23 protein-coding genes are annotated in these 23,195 nt (G+C 38.6%); 16 read left to right on the forward strand and 7 right to left on the reverse strand.

The features are described from left to right. Positions 1–13 precede the first annotated feature (13 nt). A complete protein-coding gene (locus tag TEL01S_RS06675; RefSeq protein WP_144313079.1) occupies positions 14–445 on the forward strand; it encodes an amidohydrolase family protein in 432 nt (143 codons plus the stop codon). Here TEL01S_RS06675 and speB read toward each other — a convergent pair whose 3' ends face one another. Genes speB through TEL01S_RS06690 form a run of 3 tightly spaced genes read right to left on the reverse strand, consistent with a single transcriptional unit; the run spans position 446 to position 4,088 of the window. Further along, the gene (gene speB, locus TEL01S_RS06680; protein WP_028843944.1) at positions 446–1,303 is read right to left on the reverse strand and encodes an agmatinase; all 858 of its coding nucleotides are present in this window, start codon (positions 1,301–1,303) and stop codon (positions 446–448) included. It abuts the gene before it with no gap. A gap of 2 nt (positions 1,304–1,305) precedes the next feature. After that, complete coding sequence (locus tag TEL01S_RS06685) at positions 1,306–2,871, reverse strand: AAA family ATPase (protein WP_028843943.1); 1,566 nt, start codon at positions 2,869–2,871, stop codon at positions 1,306–1,308. Further along, on the reverse strand, positions 2,853–4,088 hold the full coding sequence (locus TEL01S_RS06690) for an RNA-guided endonuclease InsQ/TnpB family protein (protein ID WP_051366202.1): 1,236 nt from the start codon (positions 4,086–4,088) through the stop codon (positions 2,853–2,855). Before TEL01S_RS06690 ends, TEL01S_RS06685 begins: the two co-directional genes overlap by 19 nt. A gap of 216 nt (positions 4,089–4,304) precedes the next feature. Between TEL01S_RS06690 and TEL01S_RS06695 the strand changes: the two genes are divergently transcribed. From TEL01S_RS06695 to TEL01S_RS06720, 6 genes are read left to right on the forward strand one after another with little or no spacing between them, the layout of a single operon-like run. Continuing rightward, on the forward strand, positions 4,305–6,398 hold the full coding sequence (locus TEL01S_RS06695) for a peptide ABC transporter substrate-binding protein (RefSeq protein WP_028843942.1): 2,094 nt from the start codon (positions 4,305–4,307) through the stop codon (positions 6,396–6,398). A gap of 46 nt (positions 6,399–6,444) precedes the next feature. Next, positions 6,445–7,803 (forward strand): M14 family zinc carboxypeptidase, encoded by a 1,359-nt coding sequence (locus tag TEL01S_RS06700; RefSeq protein ID WP_028843941.1) that lies wholly within the window; start codon positions 6,445–6,447, stop codon positions 7,801–7,803. Positions 7,804–7,814: 11 nt separating this feature from the next. Beyond that, a complete protein-coding gene (locus TEL01S_RS06705; protein WP_028843940.1) occupies positions 7,815–8,801 on the forward strand; it encodes an ABC transporter permease in 987 nt (328 codons plus the stop codon). 13 nt (positions 8,802–8,814) lie between these two features. After that, the gene (locus TEL01S_RS06710; RefSeq protein ID WP_049753409.1) at positions 8,815–9,732 is read left to right on the forward strand and encodes an ABC transporter permease; all 918 of its coding nucleotides are present in this window, start codon (positions 8,815–8,817) and stop codon (positions 9,730–9,732) included. A gap of 9 nt (positions 9,733–9,741) precedes the next feature. Continuing rightward, positions 9,742–10,734: an ABC transporter ATP-binding protein gene (locus TEL01S_RS06715; RefSeq protein ID WP_028843939.1), complete on the forward strand. Its 993-nt coding sequence runs from the start codon at positions 9,742–9,744 to the stop codon at positions 10,732–10,734. Then, positions 10,718–11,692 carry an ABC transporter ATP-binding protein gene (locus TEL01S_RS06720; RefSeq protein WP_028843938.1) on the forward strand — a complete coding sequence of 325 codons (975 nt, stop codon included), beginning with the start codon at positions 10,718–10,720 and terminating at the stop codon, positions 11,690–11,692. Before TEL01S_RS06715 ends, TEL01S_RS06720 begins: the two co-directional genes overlap by 17 nt. Before the next feature lie 271 nt (positions 11,693–11,963). Here TEL01S_RS06720 and TEL01S_RS06725 read toward each other — a convergent pair whose 3' ends face one another. Then, entirely contained in the window at positions 11,964–12,515 is a 552-nt protein-coding gene (locus TEL01S_RS06725) for a YkgJ family cysteine cluster protein (RefSeq protein ID WP_012003344.1), read from the reverse strand. Positions 12,516–13,040: 525 nt separating this feature from the next. Here TEL01S_RS06725 and TEL01S_RS06730 point away from each other — a divergent pair. From TEL01S_RS06730 to TEL01S_RS06755, 6 genes are all read left to right on the forward strand, one after another. Beyond that, entirely contained in the window at positions 13,041–13,280 is a 240-nt protein-coding gene (locus tag TEL01S_RS06730; RefSeq protein ID WP_012003345.1) for a sulfurtransferase TusA family protein, read from the forward strand. A 16-nt stretch (positions 13,281–13,296) separates the two neighbouring features. Continuing rightward, positions 13,297–14,292 carry a YeeE/YedE family protein gene (locus TEL01S_RS06735; protein WP_028843937.1) on the forward strand — a complete coding sequence of 332 codons (996 nt, stop codon included), beginning with the start codon at positions 13,297–13,299 and terminating at the stop codon, positions 14,290–14,292. A gap of 3 nt (positions 14,293–14,295) precedes the next feature. Continuing rightward, entirely contained in the window at positions 14,296–14,652 is a 357-nt protein-coding gene (locus TEL01S_RS06740) for a DsrE/DsrF/TusD sulfur relay family protein (RefSeq protein ID WP_012003347.1), read from the forward strand. 10 nt (positions 14,653–14,662) lie between these two features. After that, positions 14,663–15,016 (forward strand): hypothetical protein, encoded by a 354-nt coding sequence (locus TEL01S_RS06745; RefSeq protein ID WP_012003348.1) that lies wholly within the window; start codon positions 14,663–14,665, stop codon positions 15,014–15,016. Positions 15,017–15,025: 9 nt separating this feature from the next. After that, positions 15,026–15,289 (forward strand): DsrH/TusB family sulfur relay protein, encoded by a 264-nt coding sequence (locus TEL01S_RS06750; protein WP_012003349.1) that lies wholly within the window; start codon positions 15,026–15,028, stop codon positions 15,287–15,289. 79 nt (positions 15,290–15,368) lie between these two features. Further along, entirely contained in the window at positions 15,369–15,917 is a 549-nt protein-coding gene (locus TEL01S_RS06755; RefSeq protein WP_028843936.1) for a sulfurtransferase TusA family protein, read from the forward strand. Positions 15,918–15,987: 70 nt separating this feature from the next. Here TEL01S_RS06755 and TEL01S_RS06760 read toward each other — a convergent pair whose 3' ends face one another. Next, positions 15,988–18,129, reverse strand: coding sequence for a sodium-translocating pyrophosphatase (locus TEL01S_RS06760; RefSeq protein WP_028843935.1), 2,142 nt, complete (start codon positions 18,127–18,129; stop codon positions 15,988–15,990). A gap of 195 nt (positions 18,130–18,324) precedes the next feature. Here TEL01S_RS06760 and TEL01S_RS10950 point away from each other — a divergent pair, with 195 nt between their 5' ends. Both TEL01S_RS10950 and TEL01S_RS10955 read left to right on the forward strand, forming a co-directional pair. Further along, complete coding sequence (locus TEL01S_RS10950; RefSeq protein WP_051366204.1) at positions 18,325–18,663, forward strand: class I SAM-dependent methyltransferase; 339 nt, start codon at positions 18,325–18,327, stop codon at positions 18,661–18,663. 51 nt (positions 18,664–18,714) lie between these two features. Next, positions 18,715–19,071: a hypothetical protein gene (locus tag TEL01S_RS10955; protein ID WP_051366206.1), complete on the forward strand. Its 357-nt coding sequence runs from the start codon at positions 18,715–18,717 to the stop codon at positions 19,069–19,071. A gap of 16 nt (positions 19,072–19,087) precedes the next feature. Here TEL01S_RS10955 and TEL01S_RS06770 read toward each other — a convergent pair whose 3' ends face one another. Together TEL01S_RS06770 and TEL01S_RS06775 are read right to left on the reverse strand one after the other, a co-directional pair. Continuing rightward, complete coding sequence (locus TEL01S_RS06770) at positions 19,088–19,765, reverse strand: ABC transporter ATP-binding protein (RefSeq protein ID WP_028843934.1); 678 nt, start codon at positions 19,763–19,765, stop codon at positions 19,088–19,090. 10 nt (positions 19,766–19,775) lie between these two features. Then, a complete protein-coding gene (locus TEL01S_RS06775) occupies positions 19,776–22,280 on the reverse strand; it encodes an ABC transporter permease (RefSeq protein WP_232504349.1) in 2,505 nt (834 codons plus the stop codon). Between the two features lie 173 nt (positions 22,281–22,453). Between TEL01S_RS06775 and TEL01S_RS06780 the strand changes: the two genes are divergently transcribed. Continuing rightward, positions 22,454–23,194 (forward strand): MBL fold metallo-hydrolase, encoded by a 741-nt coding sequence (locus tag TEL01S_RS06780; protein ID WP_012003355.1) that lies wholly within the window; start codon positions 22,454–22,456, stop codon positions 23,192–23,194. The last annotated feature ends 1 nt before the right edge of the window (position 23,195 follow it).

Genomic DNA, 23,195 nt, shown 5'->3' on the forward strand with positions numbered 1-23,195 from the left:
ATCGAAGTTTAGCATGATGAGATTTGCCACGGATGAAGAAGATGTGAAAAAGATAGGCCCATTTTCAATGATTGGCTCTGATGGCAGTGCCTTACCTGATGGTATTCTCTCGCATGGACATTTATATCCCAGGAACTTTGGCACTTTTCCAAGGGTAATTGCTCGCTATGTCAAAGAGCTCAAAGCAATCACATTGGAGGCTGTCTACAAAATGACATCTTTTCCGGCACGAAGAATTGGGTTGTTTGACCGAGGAATCATTCGACCAAAGATGGCTGCTGACATAGTGATCTTTGATTTTGATAAAATTCAAGATCTGGCCAGCTATGAAAATCCAAAAAGCTACCCTCAGGGTATAGTTCATGTAATAGTGAACGGTGAGCTCACTATTTTTGAGACTGAACATACCCTGGCCCGGGCTGGAAAAATTTTCAGAAAAAGATGATCAGCTAATACACATTAAGACTTCTCTTAAAATCTTTGCTGCTAAAATGCCGGTTCTTTCTGAGATGTCTGTCAATGGTGAAACTTCAACTAAGTCGAAGCCAACTATTTTCAGTTCCTTAAATCTCTGGATTATTTCAAAGATTTCCTTTGAAGTACATCCACCCGGTTCGGGAGTTCCAGTACCGGGTGCAAAAGCAGGATCAAATACATCTATGTCAAGGGTGATGTATATCGGAAAACCTTTCAATTCATCAAATACCTTCATGAAAGGCTCTTTCACATCGTACAAAAAAGTTCTTGTGTGATCTTTTGCAAAATCGAACTCTTCCTTTAAACCAGATCTGATACCAAACTGATACAGATGTCTGTCTTTGATATACTCACACACTCTTCTCAAAACCGTACCATGAGAGAGTCTTTCACCAAAAAGAGTGTCTCTCAAGTCTGCGTGTGCATCGAAGTGAATGATTTTCAGCTCTGGGTACTTTAACGCCACTTGCCTGACTATGGGGAAAGTTATCAAATGTTCTCCACCAATGAAAACTGGTATTTTTTCGTCTTGAACGATTTCATTTGTTATCCTCTCGATTAACTCGAGGCTCTTTTGAAGATTTCCCAGCGGCATCTCGATATCACCGGCATCATAAAAAGATTTGTCATTCAAGGAGTCATTCAGGTATGGGCTGTAATCCTCTAAACCATAGGAAAGTTCTCTGATTTTCTTTGGCGCCATGCGTGTCCCCGGCCTGAAACTTGTTGTCTGATCCAGTGGCGCACCTACGATAACCGCCCTGCTTGATTCATAATTATCTTTTGATCTGAGAAAAGTATGTTGATTCACCAAATTTTTGAGCATCTTCACTTTACTACCTCCCTGTCTTCGATTAGCTCGATATCAAGGATCCTGTCTATTCTGAATGTTCTCAAATCTTTTCTTTCAAAACAATAGCCCTGAAGACCTAAGAATTTTTTCCCAGAATAAGAAAACTCTCCCACTCTCCTTGGTTCAACAATTCTTCTTGATTTTTCATTATCAGATCTCACATAAACGATCAAAAGGTATTTGTTCAATTCAATAGCCCTGTTTATGAGTTCCATTTTTTCACTCATAGATAACTTTTTTTCACTATTTTTACATTGAAAATCACTCAAAAATCTGAGAATTCTTCTATCGAGTATTATGTCTTTTTTCGTTACAGCCATTGTGAGTGAGATGCCACTCAAGCGAGTGCATCTACTCAGAGCCACATACAACTGTCCCGGAGCAAAAAAACGTTTTGAAAGATCGATTGTCACATTGTCAAAAGTTTTGCCCTGACTCTTGTGTATCGTGACAGCCCAGGCTAATCTCATCGGAAATTGGCTGAATGTACCCACTATTTCTGTTTCAATCATCTTTTTTCGCCTGTTGTATTTGTAGTGAAATATGTCCCAGGTGTAACGTGTCACTTCTTCAATTCTGCCATCAGAAAAAAGAACCTTGACGATACCATCATCTTGATGAACATCAATGATTTTTCCAACAGAACCGTTCACCCACCTGCCGTCACTATCGTTATTTAGCATCATTATCTGTGCACCTTTTTTTAGCAAAAGTACATGATCTGCAGGGAAAGAACTTTCATCAAAATCTCCCTGTATCTTGGCTTCGAATTTGTACAGTTTATCTTTGATCTGGTTGAGCTTTTCCTGGTTTATATTTTTGGCTGTCTGGTTGTGGCTTGTCAGATAAATAGCATAGTTAATATTTTGTAGCTGAGCATTTACTCGGCTGTTTAGGATCATCAGACTTTCATCAGTTATTGTTCCAGTTCTAATTTCATTGAGAATTTTTATGAACTGATCATCATCTTGCCTGTAGATTTTTTCGAGTTCTATGAATTCCCAATCCACATCTTTGAACACGTCTGAATCAAAGAAATATTCACTTCTGTACCTTTCTTTGAAAAATTCCCTTTCTTTCTTGGTAACTACAGGTGGCAGTTGGTACAAATCTCCCATCAGAATCATCTGAACACCACCGAAAGGTTTGCTAAAATCTCGAGCGTTCAAACGCAAAAATTTATCGATGCAATCAAGTAGATCGGCCCTAACCATAGAGATCTCATCGATGATAATTGTGTCTATTTCTCTGTAAATTTCATCATCTAATACTTCAATGTTCTCAAAAGTCACATTTGGCTTGAATTTGAAAAACGAGTGAATTGTTTCACCATTCACATTCAGCGCCGCAACACCTGTCGGAGCAAGAACCACGACTTTTTTCTTTGTTATGTTGCAAAAATACATTAGCAATGTAGATTTACCAGTCCCGGCCCTGCCAGTTATAAAGATGTTCTTATCTGATTTTTCCATCAATTCTAATGCATTCAAAAATTGTTCATTCAGTTCTATCTCATTCATACTCAATTTATTATTTGACACTCCCAATCCCCTAAAGATGGAGATACGGATACTCCATGGCCACAGAGATGTGGATTGAATCTCACACCTCTGGCGGGTGCCAATTCCACTATTACCTGGGAAGCCCCAGGATACCTTGCATAAATGCTTATCGCCCCTACCCCGTCCCTGTGATACTCAAACCCACAATTTTGGCACTTATAGTTGCGGTTGTTCGGATGATTTCTGCTGCCACATACAGGACATCGTTTACTTGTATACGCTTCTGATATACTCACAACTTTAATTTCATGTAGCTTTGCCTTATCAGTTATCATGTTGACTATTTTTCTGTACTGCCACTGATGCAGTTTTTGATTATAATTATCATTTCCATTTGCACCGTATCGAATGTTTGTTATATCTCCAACCACAATAGTCCCTACGCTTTTCTGTATACACAATCCAACAAAGTTGCTCGTTATCTTATGAAGCATGTTTCTGATCTGGTTTTGTGTTCCTGTTAGCATTCTCTTTTTAGCTTTAGATAGTTTTCTGTATCTCTTTGAACCTTTTTTACAGCGATTTAATAGCTTTTGAAATTCAGCAAGTTTCTTGTTTCTGTATCTTAGAACGCTGTTTAAAATACCTCCTCGGTAAATGATGGTTTCGGAACCATCAAAACACGTGATCGGATGGATAATACCAAGATCAATAGACATAACTTTTGTCTTTGGTTGTCGGTTTTCTTCTTCAATCTTCACCTCTATTCCAAGGTGAAGATAATATCTTCCATTTTCGTAGACTAATTTAGCTTGCCTGATTATTGTGGCTGGCAACGATGTTTGGATAATAATAGGTTGTTGCTTTCTTCCCATTGAAAGCTTTAGCTTACCATCCGGCATCAATTTTATCGCTGTGTTTTTCCAGATGAATGGCAGGAATCTTTTCTTTTTGTACGGCGGTCTTAAATCTGGTTTTGATTTAACTGCGCTGAAGTAACTATCAAGAGCTTGAAAGTACTCTTGAAGTATAGCTTGTTTAGAATGTGTATGAATGTCTATATTATCAGCCCAACGCAGAATATATTTTCGCACCGTATTTTGAGAGAGCCAGAAACCTTTCTTGCGCTTTATCTTTTTGACAAGAGACATTGTTTTGTTATATATCCGTGCAGCAGTTTTGTTAAGTTCAGAACATAAAGGATAAAGTTCTAATGGTACAGGTACTTTATATGTTCTGACTACATATCTTGACATTCTTCAGTATATCTCCTGATAGTTTCTTCTGAAACCGTTTCTGTTGCCCTATACAATTGTAACACAGCTTTTGATAATTAATAAGCTCCTTACCCATTCCCCTGAAGGAGAAGGACTTGCGGAGATATTTTTTCTGTCACATTAATTGCAAGATTTTATAAATTGACGATACTGGCTTTTGCACGTATAATCATTCTAAACAAAGGGGGTATAGTGATGAGAAAACTGCTCAGTTTATTTGGTATTCTGTCATTGTTCGTTCTTTGTTTCAGTCAGGTTGCTCTGCAAGAAGCCGCCCCGGCTATTCAGAAGCTTGGCATTTTAAAAACAATCGACGATTCAGCCCTGACTTATGACGAACTTTATTCTGCTGTAGCAAAAGCTTTTCCTGGAAAAGAATCACTTGTAAAGAAGGGAACAGATCAGGTTTTGAGAAAAGACTTTATCATGATACTTGTCAAGGTACTCGGCCTTGAACAAGAGGCTGCAAAATTCACAGAGATTTGCACTCTCGCAAACGATGAAGATAAAGTTCCAAAAGAAGCTATAGGCGCTTTTACACTCGCATTTAGAAGCGACAGACAACTTTTAGATTATCGTTACGGGCATTTGCTTGAGCCGCTATCACCAATAACAAAATCAGAAGCGGCAAGATCTTTCTACATGGCGCTTTATCCACCAAAACGTGGTGGAACGATTGTAACAGCAGTTGGGGCAGATCCCAAGGGACTCAACACCTTGTTTACCTCTTCAGGTTTAACCTGGACAATCTGCAACATCATCGGTGATGGAAATACAGGAACTGACGACAACGGCTTTTATCATCCAAGGATGATAAAAAGAATACCCACCCTCGAAAACGGTCTTGTAAAAATCAACCAGGATGGTTCAATGAGTGTGACCTTCGAATTGAGAAGAGGTATGAAATGGCACGATGGTCAGCCGGTCACAGCACATGATGCAAAATTTCAGTGGGAAGTTATGGTTTCTGAAGCCCCAGTTACATCGAATTACTTTGAAAAGATGGTAGATCGAGTTGATGTAATAGATGACTACACATTCACAGTTCATTTTCCCAGTCCAGTACCCGGTGCTGAACTTGGTTCATCGGTCTACGCCTATTACTACGGCTGGTTCCAGCTTCCTGAACATCTTTACAGAAAAGACTTTGAAGAAGCAAAGAAAACAGGAAACTGGGATCAATTTGTTCAAAAAGTTACCTTCAACCCTGTTATGACAGGACCATACAAATTCAAAGAATACGTCGAAGGGCAGTACATAGTGCTGGAAGCATTTGATGAATATTACATGGGCAGGCCAAATATTGATCAAATAGTGATGAGAATAATTCCAGACAGCGATGTTATCTTTGCATCTGTTTTAAAAGGTGAAATAGACTTTGGCAGGTATACGCTGGATCTTAAACAAAGTCTGCAACTTGAAAAAGATAAAGGAGATATCTTCAATGTCTACTTCACTCCGAATGTGGCAGCGTGGACACTTGATTTGAACTTCAGAGATCCAAACGATCTTTCAAAACCACATCCGTTGTTCTCTGACGTGAGGGTCAGGCAGGCTATTTTATATGCAATTGATCGTCAGCAAATAAACAACGTTGTATTTTTTGGAAAAGGTCAGATTGTAGACACATGGATCACGGAAGTCCATATGATGAGGGATGCTTTAAAAGGAGACCATATAAAGAAATACCCGTACGATCCGAAAAAAGCAGAAGAATTACTTGCTCAAGCTGGCTGGAAAAAGAACAAGCAGGGGTTACTTGAAAAAGATGGCAGGGTTTTCGAGTTCACACTGATTGCAGGAGCAGGTAACAGTCAAAATGAGCTGATAACCCAGTTAATACAGGGTATGCTCAAAAAAGTTGGTATATCTGTAAAGATTGAAATGAAACCTGCACTTGTCATATGGGATGAAGCTCCCATGGGCAAATTCGATGCGTGGCTGACTGGCTGGGGCTATGGAGTCAGTGATGAAGCACTAAATTACTGGGGTAGTGATATGATACCATCCGAGGCAAATAACTGGGGTGGTACGAATTACACGGGCTGGTCCAATCCCAAAAACGATGAGATACTTGCGAAAATGGCAACAGAAGTTGATTTTGAAAAAAGAGTCGAATTGTACAAACAACACTTTGCATTATGGACCAATGACTTGCCAGTTTTGCCTTTGATTTCAGATCCAACACCTCATTTTGCAAAGAAATACATCAAAAGTTTTAATTCTACTTACGACAGTGGCCTTGGCTGGATCATCTACAACTGGTACATAGACACAGAACAACATTAATGGCTGGGGGATAACCCCCCAGTTTCATTCCCGAGGAGGACTCAAGATGAATTTTGACTACTTGGTCGATCAAATACCAGATTACAGGAGATTTTTTTACGTCGATGAATTCGACAGAAGAACACAGGAACTTGCTGAAAAATTTCCCAGAGTAGTAAAAGTTTATGAAATTGGTAAATCGAGAAATGCTCATCCAATAAAGGTAATCAAAATAGGTAATGGCTCCAGAAATGCGCTCATGTTTGGTTGCCCACACCCTAATGAACCCATAGGGGCAATGATGCTCGATTTCCTTTGCGAAAAACTTGTGGAGGATGAACAATTGAGATCTCATTTTGATTACACCTGGTATTTAATAAAGGTTATAGATCCAGATGGTACAAAGTTAAATGAGGGCTGGTTTTCAAATCCACAGTCTATTAAGTCCTATGCAGGCAATTTCTACAGACCACCGGGATACAGGCAGGTTGAATGGACTTTTCCTGTAGATTATAAAACCCTTCATTTTCATGAGCCATTACCAGAAACACAAACTTTGATGAAGATCATGGAAGAGGAAAAACCAGTTTTCATGTATTCTTTGCACAATGCGGGTTTTGGCGGAGTTTATTATTATATATCTGATGATTCACCAGAATTGTATGAAGGTTTTCACACCATCCCACATAGATTTAAGGTACCGCTTGCACTTGGTGAACCGGAAGTGCCATATCTGAAAATGCTCTCAAAGGCTATATACAAACTTTCTCCAATAACTGAGGAATACGATTATCTCGAAAAACATGCGAAGGTCGATCCTGCTCAGATCATAAGAGCTGGTGCAAGTTCAGACGAATATGCCAAACGTGTTGCAGACACATATTCTCTTGTGTGCGAAGTTCCGTACTACTACGATCCAAGAATAGAAGATATATCAGAAACTCAGATGACAAGAAAAGAAGCAAGACTCATCTCATGGGAAAGCTCGACAAAACAATACGAATTTGTCAGGGAAATCTTCGAAATATGTGAAAACTACTCAAATGAGAAATCTCCATTCTACGAAGTTCTCAAAAATTACGTTGAAATCATGCCAGAACATTTGAATGCAGAGAAGAACTGGATCGAAACCGATCCACAGCTTCAAAGAAAAGCTACCGTTGCCGAAGTTTTTGATAACACCTGTGTCACGCAGTTCTATCAATCTTTAATGCTCGGTATGCTAAAGAGATTTGTCAATGAGATTCTTGAAAATTACGAAGATGAAAAATTATCTGAAGTTAAAAAGAAAGTTGACGGTCAATTTGACAGGAAAATAGATTATCTTGAAAAAAATCTCAATTACAGAGCAATACCAATAAAAGATCTGGTTGCCATACAATTGTTGGCAGGATTGAAAACAGCTGAATATGTACAGTCACTGTAGGGGGTAAAAATTTGAAAAGATACCTGTTTTTTAGATTGGTAGAACTAATTCCCATATTTTTTCTCATTTCGTTGATCATTTTTGTCATTCTGAACGCAATGCCGGGAGATCCGTTGCTGACAAGTCGCTTAGAAAATCCACGTGCGCTTGTGAGAGATCCAGCCAAGATTGCCGAACTAAGAAAATATTATCACCTTGATGATCCTTTGATAGTCAGATATGGTTTCTGGCTTACGAGTTTTCTCAAAGGCGATCTTGGTTTTTCTTCGATGTACAAACAACCTGTGCTGGGTATTATCGTTAAAAGGCTCCCGAATACTCTTACCTTGACGATAACTGCATGGGTTATAGGACTTGTAGTGGCTTTCCCAATAGGGATTTATTCTGCTGTTAAGAAATATTCGTTCTTTGACTATTTCTTCACCATTCTTGCATTCGTTGGAATTTCTCTGCCGACATTCTGGTTTGCGTTGATGGCGATAATCGTGTTTTCCGTGGTACTTGGCTGGTTTCCCATATCCGGTGTTCAAACCTATGGTATCACGGGCTCATGGAATATCTTTGTAGATAAACTCAGGCATCTGACTTTACCAGCTCTGGTCCTCGGTTTAGTTCAGGTTGCTTATTGGGTGCGGTACATAAGAACCTCTCTGTTAGAAGTACTCGATCAAGATTACATAAGAACCGCTTATTCAAAAGGTGCAAAAGAAAAAAGAGTGATTTTGAAACATGCTTTGAGAAACGCCATGATACCAATTATTACCATAATAGCGCTCGATATACCTTACTTTTTTGGTGGTGCGCTGATCGTTGAGACGGTCTTTTCATGGCCTGGCATGGGTAGATTGATGTACGAAGCGGTTCTGGCAAGTGATTACAATCTTGCCGTGAATTGTTTGATGTTCATCGCGGTTATTACTTTACTGTCAAACTTGCTTGCGGATATCCTCTATGCTGTGGTTGATCCAAGAATAAGACTTGGTGAAAAGGCGGTGTGATAAAGTGCTTTTAATGAAAAAAAAGATTGAACAACTACAAGACAGTTCTGTTATACCAATTGGTACTTACTGGCAATTGGTGAGAAAAAGATTTCTAAAACACCGCTTAGCGCTTTTTGGATTGATAATTCTCGTTTTTGTAACCATGTTCAGTCTTATTGGACCGTTATTTATGAAAATTACTTACGACGAATTTGATCTTTCTGCTATCTTTGCACCACCGTTTTCACAAAACCATCTTTTTGGTACAGATGAACTCGGTAGAGATGTGCTTGTAAGGGTTATGTATGGTGGGAGAATATCGCTTTTTGTTGGGTTTGTATCGTCTCTGATCACAACCGCGATTGGTTTGCTGATTGGATTGATTTCTGGATATTTTGGCGGCATCGTTGACAGATTATTGATGAGATTTGTCGATGTCATGCTTTCAATACCTCTTTTTCCAATACTTCTCATTCTCACAATGGTCTTTGGTTCAGGTCTGACAAATACAATACTTGTACTGTCTGTCTTTGGTTGGATGGGCGTATCAAGGCTTGTGAGAGGCGTTGTTTTGTCAATAAGAGAGAATGAATACATAATGGCAGCACGTGTTCTTGGCACCAGTAGATTAAAAATTCTGTTCAAACACGTTTTGCCAAATGCAATGCCCATAACGATAGTTTCGATGACACTCAATCTTTCTTATGCGATACTTTCAGAGTCCTCCTTGAGCTATCTTGGACTTGGTATACAACCTCCCACACCATCGTGGGGCAACATGCTTCAAAGATCCATGAACTATATTCTCTCCACAGGCCATTCAAACACTGTGCCCTGGTGGCTTGTGTTCTTTCCGGGCTTTATGATCTTCATAACAGTTCTGAGCGTTAATTTCTTAGGAGATGGACTTCGTGATGCCCTCGACCCGAAATTTGTCAGTGAAGCTTGAGGTGGTCGAATGCTTTTAAAAGTAGAAAACCTGCAGATTGGATTTAAAACGAACATGGGAAAAATTGTTCCTGTGGACGATGTTTTTTTTGAGGTCAACGACGGTGAAATACTGGGTATCGTAGGGGAGTCTGGCTGTGGTAAAACTGTTACGGCATACGCGATCACAAGACTTTTGCCGAAAAATGCCTTCATTTCAAAAGATTCACATATATGGTTCAGTGGCGTTGATCTTGTGACTCTGCACAGTGATGAATTGTGCAAAATCAGGGGAAAAGAAATTTCGATGATTTTTCAAGAACCAATGTCCTCTTTGAACCCCGTTTACACAGCAGGTTGGCAGATAGAAGAAGTTTATGAGCTTCACGAAAAGATGAGAAAGGAAGAAAGGAAAAGCAAAGCTGTACAGATGCTGGCGGATGTAAAAATACCAGAACCAAACAGCAGATATAATCATTATCCCAACCAGCTGTCTGGCGGCATGAGACAGCGTGTAATGATAGCAATGGCTTTAGCTTGCAGTCCAAAACTCTTGATAGCTGATGAACCAACAACAGCCCTCGATGTTACAATACAAGCTCAGGTACTCAAATTAATGCTTGATCTTAAAGAAAAATTCAACACGGCAATTTTATTGATAACCCATAACCTTGCAGTTGTTGCCGAAATGTGTGACAAAGTCGCTGTCATGTATGCAGGCCAAGTGATAGAGAAAGCAGGTGTCTACGAGATTTTTGAAAATCCTCTACACCCATATACAAAAGCACTTTTAAATTCTGTTCCCAAGATACATGATGAATTACACAAAGAAAAACTCGCATCAATTGAAGGAGTAGTTCCACACCCAGCAAGATACCCAGCTGGCTGTAGATTTCATCCAAGATGTATTTTCAAAAAAGATATCTGCTCGCGGCAAAAACCACAGAATCTCTTCGTTGGGTCAGATCACATGGTCAAATGCTGGCTTTACAGTGAGGGAGAGACAGATGGAAAAAATTCTTGAGCTTGAAGGTATCAGTAAATGGTTCACAATAAAAAAGCATTTTGGTAAAAGATCGTATTTGAAAGCTGTCGATGATGTTCATTTTTTCGTGGACCGTGGCGAAACCTTTGGATTGGTTGGGGAATCTGGCTGTGGTAAGACTACCCTTGGCAGGTTGGTTGTCAGACTGTATCAACCAACTTCCGGTAGAGTTGTTTATCATGAAAATAACAATCTGGTTGATCTTTCTTCGCTTGACGAAAAAAGTTTTCAAAAATATCGCGCGAAAATTCAAATGATCTTCCAAGATCCATACAGTTCTCTTAACCCCAGATTGACTGTTTTGCAAATAGTAACTGAAGGTTTGTCGTCCTCAAGCCTATCGATTTCTGACAAAAAGAGACTGGCTTCACAAGCTTTAGAAAATGTTGGCCTGAGGCCAGAGTACCTTTACAGATATCCTCATGAATTTTCTGGGGGTCAGAGGCAAAGAATTGGCATCGCTCGTGCACTTATAATGCAACCAGAACTTTTGATCTGCGATGAACCAGTCTCTGCGCTTGATGTTTCTGTCCAGGCTCAGGTGATTAATCTATTGACCGCTCTTAAAGAAAAATACAAACTCACCTACATTTTTATCGCGCATGATTTAGCTGTTGTCAAATATATCAGCGATAGAATCGCCGTGATGTACCTTGGAAAACTGGTGGAGCTTTCTAACTCAAAAGATCTATTCAACCACCCATTACACCCTTACACTCAAGCTTTAATTGCATCTGTTCCGGTTGCAGATCCAAAGATGCGGAAATTGGCAAAGATACAACCAATCCAGGGCGAAATCACATCCCCGATAGATCCACCGCAGGCATGTCTATTTGCTTCAAGATGCCCTTATGCCATGAAGATATGTCATCAAGGCATACCTGAACTCAAAACCGTTGAAAACTCACATCAAGTTGCCTGTTTTCTGTATCACTGATTCTGCATCAGATCTGATCTGAAAACATAAACCGCCGCGAAAACAACGGTATTTTGTGCCCCGATAAACACTTTTCGTGAAATTTTTTAAAATGTATTCTATTCAATAATATGTAAAGTATAATCTATTATAAAATGGAAAATGAATTATATTATAGAAACATTTTTAGAAATGTGATTTTGATTTGTGAGTTTATATCTGTTTGACAATTACAAATATAATTTTTAGATACAGATATTAATATCAAATAAGAAATGATTTTTATTCTTAGTCATGCCGAGCGGCGTGTGAATCTTCCTGTGGTGTAATACAGACCAACATATTCCAAAGCTTTTTTCAGGGCAGTGTTGATGGGATATCTGTACGAAGCAAGAAAGAAATCTATTGAGAGAAGTTTTGAAAAATAGTCCTGAGCATTTGGCAAATTAGTGATTTGGTTTATAAGACTGCTGCGGAGATATTTACAACTCAATGGTTGTATGATATTTTTTCTTATTACCAGACTCGCTGAAAATAGCCGGCAAATCAGAGGCCTAAATATATGATAGGTGCATCCACCTTTTGGATTAGCAGGATCAAAAAGTACACAGATATCCTCTTCTGTAGTTCTCTCAAGCTTATCAAGCCACTTATCTAAAAGATTCATCTGGGAAAAATGAACTGCCAGCGGTATAAACTCAAGAATAGTTGCTTCTATATTGCACGAAGGCGTGTTGCAGCATTCTTTGCAACCATTACAGGAAGGAAAGGTTTTTTGAATCTGGTTGAGTTCTTCATATAATTTGAGTATCTGGTTTGAAAGATCAGTTATCCGATCTATCATTTAATCCTCTCAGTAATCGATCAAATCAGTTTTTCATTACACCAGATTGAGATAAATATGAAAAATCAAATTGTAATTTGTAAAAAAAATAAGACATCCCATTTTTCTTTATTAGATTAGTGCCAGTGCTTACCGATAATTATATTATTTGAGCTTCTTACTTATGAATCAACTCTGAGTTTTGTGTCATGAGCCTGCTTTTCTGTTATAAATGTCTAATTTGATTCTGTTTAAATGAGCTTTTGAAAGAGACAACGCCTATGCAATATAATGTACCTTATATTGCATCAGTGAAATTCATTCGAATGCTTTATTCAAAAGCTGCTTCACAATAGCTAACACTTAACATATTTGAGCAAATTTTCTATGCACTATATTCTGGTGTACGTACTCAACAGTAATTTATAATCCATTGTTATTTTCCAGATTTACCAAGTCGTAATATACATGTCAACAGTGATTCATTATGCAAAGATAATCTTTTATTAGAAATCGATATTTTTTTCACGAAAGGGAGGTGCAGGTATGGCAAAGTATCAAGTGGCAAAAAGTCTGGATGTTCGTGGAGAAGTCTGTCCTGTTCCAGATGTTGAAACAAAAAGAGCCCTGAAGGAAATGAAACCAGGAGAAATTTTGGAAGTATGGATCGACTATCCCATGTCCAAAGAGAGAATCCCTGAGACAGTCAGGAAATTGGGGCATGAAGTTCTGGAAATTGAAGAAGTTGGCAATAGCGAATGGAAAATCTACATTCAGGTCAAGTAGAAGGAGGTGACTTTCCATGGTTTGGGCAGGGCTTTTAGTAGGCTTCATATTTGGAGTGATTCTTCAGCGGGGCAGAATTTGTTTTAATTCCGCGTTCAGAGATATTTTAATCTTTAAAGACAACTATCTTATGAAACTTGCAGCACTCGCCATAGCCCTCGAATCGATCAGCCTCCTTCTGTTTGCTCAAACTGGACTTATAGCATTAAATCCTCCTGCTCTCAATTGGTTGGGAAATATCCTGGGCGGTTACATCTTTGGACTGGGTATGGTTTTAGCAGGTGGCTGTGCTTCTGGAGTAACCTACAGAACCGGTGAAGGCATGACTACAGCTTGGTTGGCAGCTATTTTCTATGGACTAACTGCATATGCAACAAATTCTGGACTTTTCTCACCATGGAAGAAATGGATCAGCACTTTCAACGTTGTTGTACAAAATAATCAATCAATTTATGCGCCAAAAACAGGACCAACCCTGGCAACCGTTTTGAATATTAACCCATGGATTGTTGCCCTAATCTTTGCTGCTCTGCTGATTTGGTATGCTTTTGGAACAAAAACTTCTGAAAGATCAACAAAATTGAACTGGATCGTTGCCGCAATCCTCATAGCGGTACTCGCACCGATTGCTTGGTGGACGAGTGCAAAAGCAGGGAGAAATTACGGACTTGGCATCACAGGTGGTTGGGTTAATCTCTTCAGTGTCTACACCAATAATAAACCACTCTCCTGGGATGGCGCAGAAATAATAGGTATTATTTTGGGGGCACTTATTTCTTCTATCGCCGGCAAAGAATTCAAGCTAAGAATGCCCAAAAACCCAAAAACCTATTTGCAAGTCATTGTTGGTGGAATATTCATGGGTTTTGGAGCTGCAACAGCTGGCGGATGCAATATCGGGCATTTTCTAACGGGCGTTCCCCAGCTGGCTATATCTTCTATATTAGCCTCTATATTCTTCATACTTGGTAACTGGACAATGGCCTGGATATTGTTTGGCAAGGAGAGATGATTTATGAAAATAACAATACAAGTGATGGTTCAACCTTACACTTATGAAGATATTGACACTGCAATCAAAATTGCTGAGGCAGCTGTTGAAAAAGGACATGAAGTAACTTTATTCCTATTTGCAGATTCGGTAATTTGCGTGAATAAAAATATCAAACCACTTAAAATTGATAGAAATATTCCTGAAAAACTCAGAACTTTGATTAATTCAGGAAAATTGAAAGTTGATATCTGTGGCATTTGCATGGATTATAGAGGTATAAAAGAAGATATGATCATAGATGGTGCAAAACCAAGTGGATTGCCAGAATTAGCAGCACTCTTATCCACAACTGATAGGTTTATAAATCTGATGGCCTGAGGTGGGGAAAATGAGAAAATTACTTTTTGTTGCTTACCAGTCCCCAGTGGGAAGCATATGGGTAAACGAAGCATTTAGAACAGCGTTTGGAATGTATGGAGAAGATCTTGAGCCAAGTGTTCTTCTCTTAGATGAAGCCTGTATTGCTCTTTCAAAAAACACCAGACCTGAATCTCTCGGTTTGTTACCACTTTCTATATGCCACAAATACATAAAACGATACGCTACCAAAGTTTATGTTCTAAAAGAGGACATTGAAAAATTCAGCATAAAAGAAATAGAGGAAAACTTTGGAGCACAGATAATAGAGAAAAAAAGCCTGCCTGATTTCTTTCACGGCTTTGATTACGTGATCTTCATGTGAGGTGATACAATGGCATTAATACTTGTCAAGTACGGAGTTGATCACCCTGTTGAGAAACTTAAGATCGAAAATGCTAAAGCCGGAGATAAAATCGTACTTATCCAGAATGGTGTTTTTTGGGCTCTTAAAAAATACGAGACAAAAGCAAAGATATTTGCAATCAAAGATGATTTTCTTTCAAGAGGGTACAAAGAAGAAGATTCACAGGTTCCATTGATTGATTATCCACAATTTATTGAACTTGTTGAATCTGAGCCACAGTTTATAGGTTAATATGGTATAATAGCAATATAGATGCCGCGATAGCCATCGCGGCATCTCAATTAATCAATTAAAAGGTGATAATCCACACATGAAAAGATCTGATCTGGTCGAACTTTTTAAAGTGCTGGCAAACCAGAAACGTCTTGATATACTAACTCTTCTTCTTGATAGCTGTTTAACTGTCAATGAAGTTGCTCAAAAACTTGGTATTAATATTTCAACAGCCTACAGATATCTAACCCAAATGTACAAACAAGGTATACTTTCTGTAATCAAAACACCAGATGGTGATCGTTTTGATTTCTCTTCTAAACATATGCTTAGAGTTATTGAGGAAGCTATTAATTTCATATCAGACAAGCGTGGAACACCTGTTTTTGAACCCATTTATTATAACGATACCAATCTTTTTAAACCGAAAAGGGTTCTTGATTTTAGGGGTGAAACCTGTCCCATACCAGAATTAACTACAAGGAGAGAGTTGAAAGAACTGACCAATGGTGAAACATTGCTGGTTATAGTAGATTATCCCCTCTCCAAGGAAAGGATTATAAGTTTTTGCAGAAAGATGGGTTATAAAGTTATCGCCGTGGATGACAAATTAGATTCGAAAATCTACATAGAAAAAACTGGATAATCTTTGTGCCCTATTCATCATTTTTGGGTATTGAAAGCTCCCCCCATAGGAAGGGGAGCGGAATTATTTCTCAAAAGATGCTGAATTTCTGGAAAAGTGGGGCAAATATTAGAGAAATAACAGCCATTATTTTGATAAGTATATCGAGACTCGGCCCAACTGTATCTTTCAAAGGATCTCCTACTGTGTCCCCAACAACGAGAGCAGAATGCTCCTGGGAACCTTTGTTCAATCCCTCTATATTACCTTGTTCGAGATACTTCTTGGCATTATCCCATGCACCACCTGCATTTGCAGTGAAAAGCGCCAGCATTATACCACTGAGCGTCGTTCCTACAAGCAAACCCCCAACAAATTCGACTCCAAGCAGAAATCCGCTCAATACAGGTGTAACAATAGCTATCATCGCAGGAAGAGCCATCTGTTGAAGTGCACCATCAGCACTTATTGAAATACACCTTTGATAATCGGGTTTTTCGGTTCCATCAATTATTCCTGGTCTTTCTTTAACTTGCCTTCTTATTTCATCTACCATCTTCGAAGCTGCTTTCACGACAGCTTCAATCAGTATCCCGCTGAAAAGATAAGGCAAAGCTGCACCGAGAACTGCTCCACCGAGAGTTCGTGCGTTTATAATATTTAGATTCAACAGCTCACTGATACTTTTGACGTATTCACCAGGTGAAGCCTGTGAAAACATGTACGAGGCAAACAAAGAAAGGGCGGCAAGTGCTGCTGACCCTATTGCAAAACCTTTACCTATCGCAGCAGTGGTATTTCCTACCATATCAAGCCTGTCTGTAATTTGCCTGACTTCTGGCTCGAGCCCAGACATTTCACTTATTCCCCCTGCATTATCCGCTATAGGCCCATAAGAATCTACTGTTACGGACATAGCCACAAATGAAAGCATTCCTACCGCTGCCATTGCAACTCCATAAAGTCCAGCAAAATGATCTGCAGCCAGGATAGCTGCAAAAAGCATAAGACATGGTAAAAAAGTACTCATCATACCCAGCGCAAGGCCACCACTTATAACCATTCCTGTTCCCTGCATGGATTTATGGCTTAGTTTTCTCGTTGGTGAGAAATCATCTGAAGTATAGTATTCCGCAAGTAATCCTATTATTATACCCGCCGCAATCCCAATTATAGCCGAAAAATACGCAGAAAACGGTCCGTAACGAAACCCGAAGGATTCAAGATTATTTTCTCCCGACAGAGAAAATTTTGTATAGAAAAAGTTCCCAACTATTGTCAAAAGAGCAGAAAGAAACAGAGCAAAATTAAGTTCTGCATGAGGTTTATTGGAAGACTTTTTAAATATGACAAACATTACACCGGCTATGCAAGAAAGCAATCCAATTAGCGCAAATCCTATAGGATAGCTAATGAGCTTGATCACAAGTTCAGTATGCTCTGTTGATGTCAGAACAAAGATATAAGAAGCTAGTACGATAACAGAAAGAATCGAACCAACGTAGCTTTCAAGCAAATCAGCTCCTAAGCCAGCCACGTCTCCAACATTGTCCCCAACATTATCTGCAATTGTTGCTGGATTCCTTGGATCATCTTCTGGAAGCCTCAGTTCCGTTTTTCCAACCAGATCAGCTGCCATATCAGCAGCTTTCGTGTAGACTCCTCCACCCACTCTATCAAACATTGCTATTATTGAACATCCTAACGCATATCCTGAAAGTGTCATTGTAATTGGGATGAAATTGATACCAAGATAATTACGAACAATAACCAGCTGCTCTGGCTCTAATTGATGTCTGAAAATCGTCATAACAACTATAAAGCCCAGCAACGCAAGACTTCCCACAGAAAGGCCCATGATCGAGCCACCCTGAAATGCCGTCTTCAAAGCAGGACCAATTTTTTTGTGCTGCCTTGCTGCCTCTGCGACACGCACATTTGCCCTCGTTGCTGCTTTCATTCCTAAATAACCAGCCAGAGAACTCATAAGAGCACCTATCAAAAATGCAATGGATACATACCAAGCAGTTAATATTCCCAAGATTATCGCTATTACCACAGCGTAAATGGCCACTTTTTTGTATTCATGATTGATAAAAGCGTCTGCTCCCTCTCTTATTCGCAATGATATCTCTCGCATGTACTCTGTTCCTTCAGGTTTCTTGAGCAATCCTTTAAAATTGAAAAAGACTACAATCAGACCAAAAAGGGGAATCAGAAACATCAGCATCATACATCTCCTCCATAACGTAAGAATGTGGTATGATCGAAACATATTCAAGCTCAGATGCCATTTTTTGCTTGCTATCAAAAAATTTTACTCTTTGCATAGTTAAGTTAAGATGGATGGAATTTAATTTACGCTTAATACCATATCTTGGTTAATTTAAGATGAGATCGTTTTTCCTTATAGGAAAGGAGAATTAAAATGATTCAAAATAGCTGGAGATATTTTTTCGATGAATACGCAGAAAAATACGATAATGAGATTTTTACAAAGAATACAAAAGCAGAAATAGATTTTATTGAACAGGAACTCAACATACCCGCAGGTTCTTTCATACTTGACGTTGGCTGCGGGACAGGAAGACATTCAATAGAGCTTGCAAAACGAGGTTATAGTGTAAAAGGTATCGATATATCTGAAAGAATGCTGAGTATTGCCAGAAAAAAATGTGAAAAAGAAAGTGTCTCTGTAGACTTTATCCAAGCAAATGCAGTAGATTTCAAAGTAAACAAATTATACGATGCGTGCATCTGCCTTTAAGGGGCTTTTGGACTTCTATCCGAAGGTGAAGATCCTTTTGACAGAGATATAATGATTCTCAAAAATATAAACAAAACTCTAAAGACAGGGTCAAAATTTATATTTACCGCTTTAAATGGTCTCAGAATGATCAGATTGTTCAACGATGAAGATGTCTCTAAGGGGAAATTTGATCAATTAGCAATTGTCGAGAGCAGTCCAATGTCAGATTACCTTGAAAATGCTCCGGACAGCATATTTTTGAGAGAAAAAGGTTTTATAGCAAGCGAACTTGTTTACATGTTGAAAATAGCAGGTTTTCTTGTTGAAAATATCTGGGGAGGTACCGCCGGTTCCTGGAACCGCAAACCACTCAGAATGGATAAGATAGAATTAATGGTAGTGAGCAAAAAAGAAAGAAAATGCTGATGTAATCTTCTGCTTTTCAAAACGTAGAAAAACTCAGAATCTTACCGTCTCTTATAGTAAGCACACGATCTGCTCGCTTTGCTATTCGTTCATCATGAGTAACGATTACCAGTGTTGTTCCATGTTCATTCCTGATTCTTTCAAGCAGCTCTATTATGCCAAGTCCGGTTTCTGAATCGAGATTTCCGGTTGGTTCATCAGCCCATATTATATCTGGATTGTGAATAATCGCTCTTGCTATGGCCACCCTCTGCTGTTCACCACCTGAAAGCTGAGATGGAAACCTGTTGATTTTTTCTGATAAACCAACTTTTTTCAGCATTTCAAGAGCTCTATTCCTTGCCTCAGTATGTTTCACGCCGAGAATCTTAAGAGGCAATTCCACATTCTCAATAGCAGTAAGCACAGGTACCAGGTTGAAAAATTGGAAAATGAAACCCATATATTTTGCTCGAAATTGCGTTTTTTTCTCTTCACTCATCGAATGAAAAGCCACCCCATTGAAAAAAATCTCACCGCGTGTCGGAGCATCAATTCCAGAAAGACAATTAAGCAACGTGGTTTTGCCAGAACCAGATGGTCCAAGTATGGCAAGAAACTCTCCGTGCTCTATGGTAATATTTATGCCTTTAAGAGCCTGTACAGCCCCTTCTCCTTCACCATAGATTTTCCACAGATTTTTTACTTTTATCATTTTCATCCTCCTAATCAGGCGCTCTCAACGCTTCCACTGGGCTGGTTCGAATCACCAAAACCGGCAAGGTTACTACCAGGGATATAATCATGTAAATCGCCAAAATCAAGCCAGCAAGTTCCCAGATTGGTACTGAAAATTGACCTGAACCAAATATCGAAAAAATAAAATTGGAAACGTCTTTTGATTCAAGATATCCAGCGCAAATACCAGTAATTATACCCATGGACGCTACTATAAGATTTTCCAAAATAAAGGCTGCACTAAGGCTTTTACCAGACATCCCTATAGCCCTTAATGTTCCCGACATTCGTTTTCTAACTATCACATTGCGCAACGAATAAAATGCTATACCACTAAAACCACTTATCAAACCAAAATATAATAAAGTCACACCTGTCTGAATAAGAAGATCAATACCAGAAAAAACTCGATTAAGCTCTTCTTTAATATAGATTGGAAAATCAAATCTCTTTCTGTAGAAATCCTTTACCTGCATAACATTAGCTGGATCCACTCTGGAAATTATCACCGGAATCAATCTGACTTTCTCTGGAATACTGTTTATCGATGCAACATATTTCACAGGTACCATAAGCTGGCGCATATCAAAAGTGTCCACAACCCGAAAAGTCATATTCTCGGTTTCACCAAATCCAAAAGGTGATTTTACCTTACCCGTAATTTGCAGAGATCTTGCTCCTTCAAAATCCCCTACAACTATCGTACCGGGTTCAAGTAACTGCTCCCTCCATCTTTTATTTGTTTCGATGGAAACAACAGCATCTTTCAAAAAATTGTCATCCACAAACGCAATAAGATCGTCGTTAAATTGTGCAACATAAATCTTTGAAGGATTCTGCAAATCTTTCGAAAGATCTGGCTCCCCTTTCGACAAAACCAGTTTCAAAGGATTGTATATCACCATCAAATCATAGCCAAAAAGCCCCGTCTTCATTCTTTCCAGAACAAATTTTTCCATATTATATGGTACAACAAGAACCAAAGTCATCATGAAAACTATCAAACTGAACATCGAAGCAATGATAAATGTATTTTTTCGATTTCGCTCAACGTAGGATAAAGCTATAAATGTGGAAACAGACCCTTTTTTCATCCATCTTGAAAATATCTTTCTCAAAGGAGAGATAAGCGACAGAAACAAAAACCAGCTGCCTATAAAAAACGAAGCGCCTCTTTGCAAGATGTCCCATACCGTGGCAGATTGAGTTAATGGAAAATAGATGAACGACACCAGAAATATACCCATACCAAGACTGAGAAAAGTCGTTGGAAATACAACAACTCCACCAAGCGCCGCAATTAAAAAGAAAAATAACCAGAACTTCGGATATATGAGAATCATAACCATCGATAAAACTATCATTGAACCTCCTGATATTTTTCGTTTCCATCTTTGTGTCCTTACACGACTTTCTGTTCTAAGCATTTCCACAGGTGGATGATGCGTGATAGCCCTGATCTTTAGAATAAAAATTATTAGAGGTATTACAAGCCCGCCAAGAATACCAGTAAATACTGTGAGAGGAGAAACGTAAAGAGTAAGATCTGAAAACCCTATGTAGAATTCACTCATCAATGTGCCTGAAATTGTTCTTAATCTGCGTAAAAGAAAATCTCCTAAAAAAGTTCCCATTATTCCCCCACAGAGGCCGGCTATTAGAAAATAAATTAATCCTTCATAAATCAATATGGCCGATAAGTGCCCTGTTTTCATTCCAAGAATTCGTAATGTGACCATTGTTGTACTTCTCTCTTCGACGAAACTCTGTGCAAATACATATACCAGTATAAACGAAGCGATAACTGAGAAACTGCTGAAAGCAATAGTTAAATAGCCAAGTGTTCTATTTGCCGGTGAATTTAATAATTGAAACTTCATTGCCACAGCCTTCACTTTCAGTTCTTCGGATATCCAATCTGTCGTTGCTTTATGTTCTTCTATAGATCCTTCAAGTCGCATATAGATTTTTGTTGGGAATCCCCCTACCCCCTGAAAATCATCGCGATTTATGAAAACTGTTCCTGCATACTGAAGATTTTCCCCTCGAAAATTCAAGAAGCCATCAGTAGAGATCTTAACTACTTTGAACTGTTTCTGGCCTCTGCCCATGTCCAGTGCGACGAAATCATTTTCTCTTATATTCATTATCTGAGCAAGTTCTTTCGACAAAAGTATATTATTCGAAACCAGTTCAATTTTTTCTTCGACAAAGTAACTCAATTCTTCCGGAGAAGTAGCTATCACGAGACAATCAAGAATTTTACCGCCATATTCAATTTGAGCAATACTTTCAGAGACTGGCAAAACCGATAAAATTTTCTGGTGTTTTCTCAAAATATCGACAATCTGTTGATCAAGTGGAATTTTGAAGAATATGTTGTTTCTTCTGTTTTCCACATAAGCATCCGCACAACCAAAATTTTCTGCAAGACTCCTTTTTATCCACCTTCCTATAGAGTCATTCAAAGACAGTCCACCTACAAGAAGCATCGAAGGTACCCCTATCCCAAAAATGAGAACAAAGACTGATTTGAACCTCATCAAAAAATTCCGGGAAGCTATTTTAAAAACAACTTTGAGCAGTTTGATCACTTCCTTTCGCATTTCACATTAAAGTTCTCATCTCAATTAAGATAGTACAATAAAAGTTAGAAGGTGATACTGTGAATCTGAAGGTCTTATGCAATGACAAAGCCAGAGAAGGTTTTTACAGTGAGCACGGACTTTCAATCTTGATTGATGACAAAATACTCTTTGACACAGGACAAACTGATGTTTTCCTGAAAAATGGCCGCATAATGAATATTGATTTTGAAAAAATAGAGAAAATCATAATCTCACATGGCCATTACGATCATGCCGGAGGGTTGAAATACTGGGATAATGTAGATGCAACCGTGTATATTCATAAAGAAGCAGTTGTTCAAAAATACAGTCAGAACAAACCTGCAGGCATCCCATTTGAGCTGGAAAAAACAGGGTTGGAAATCAGATATCTGCGGGATGATATAACAATTGATAAAATTCAATTCATTAATTCTGTACCTTTATTCGAGAATATAATAGACAAAAATTTTACAAAAAATGGTGAATATGACTTGTTTGAAGACGAAATAAATATTGTTATAGAGGATAAATTATTTACTGGCTGTGCACACAGAGGAATCGAAAACATAATAGAATATGTTCTTGAAAATAGAAAAGTGAACTATGTTATCGGTGGATTTCACCTGGTGAATTCGCCCTTAGGACGGATCGAAAGAATAGCAAAACTTTTTTTCGAAAATGACTTATATATCATACCACTTCATTGTACTGGTCGGGATGCTGTAGAAATTTTCAAGAAAAAACTGAAAGAGAAATGTGTGATTTTACAAGCTGGAGATGAACTCAGGTTACCTTAAA

This window comes from Pseudothermotoga elfii DSM 9442 = NBRC 107921 (assembly GCF_000504085.1).
Taxonomy (GTDB): Bacteria; Thermotogota; Thermotogae; order Thermotogales; family DSM-5069; genus Pseudothermotoga_B; species Pseudothermotoga_B elfii.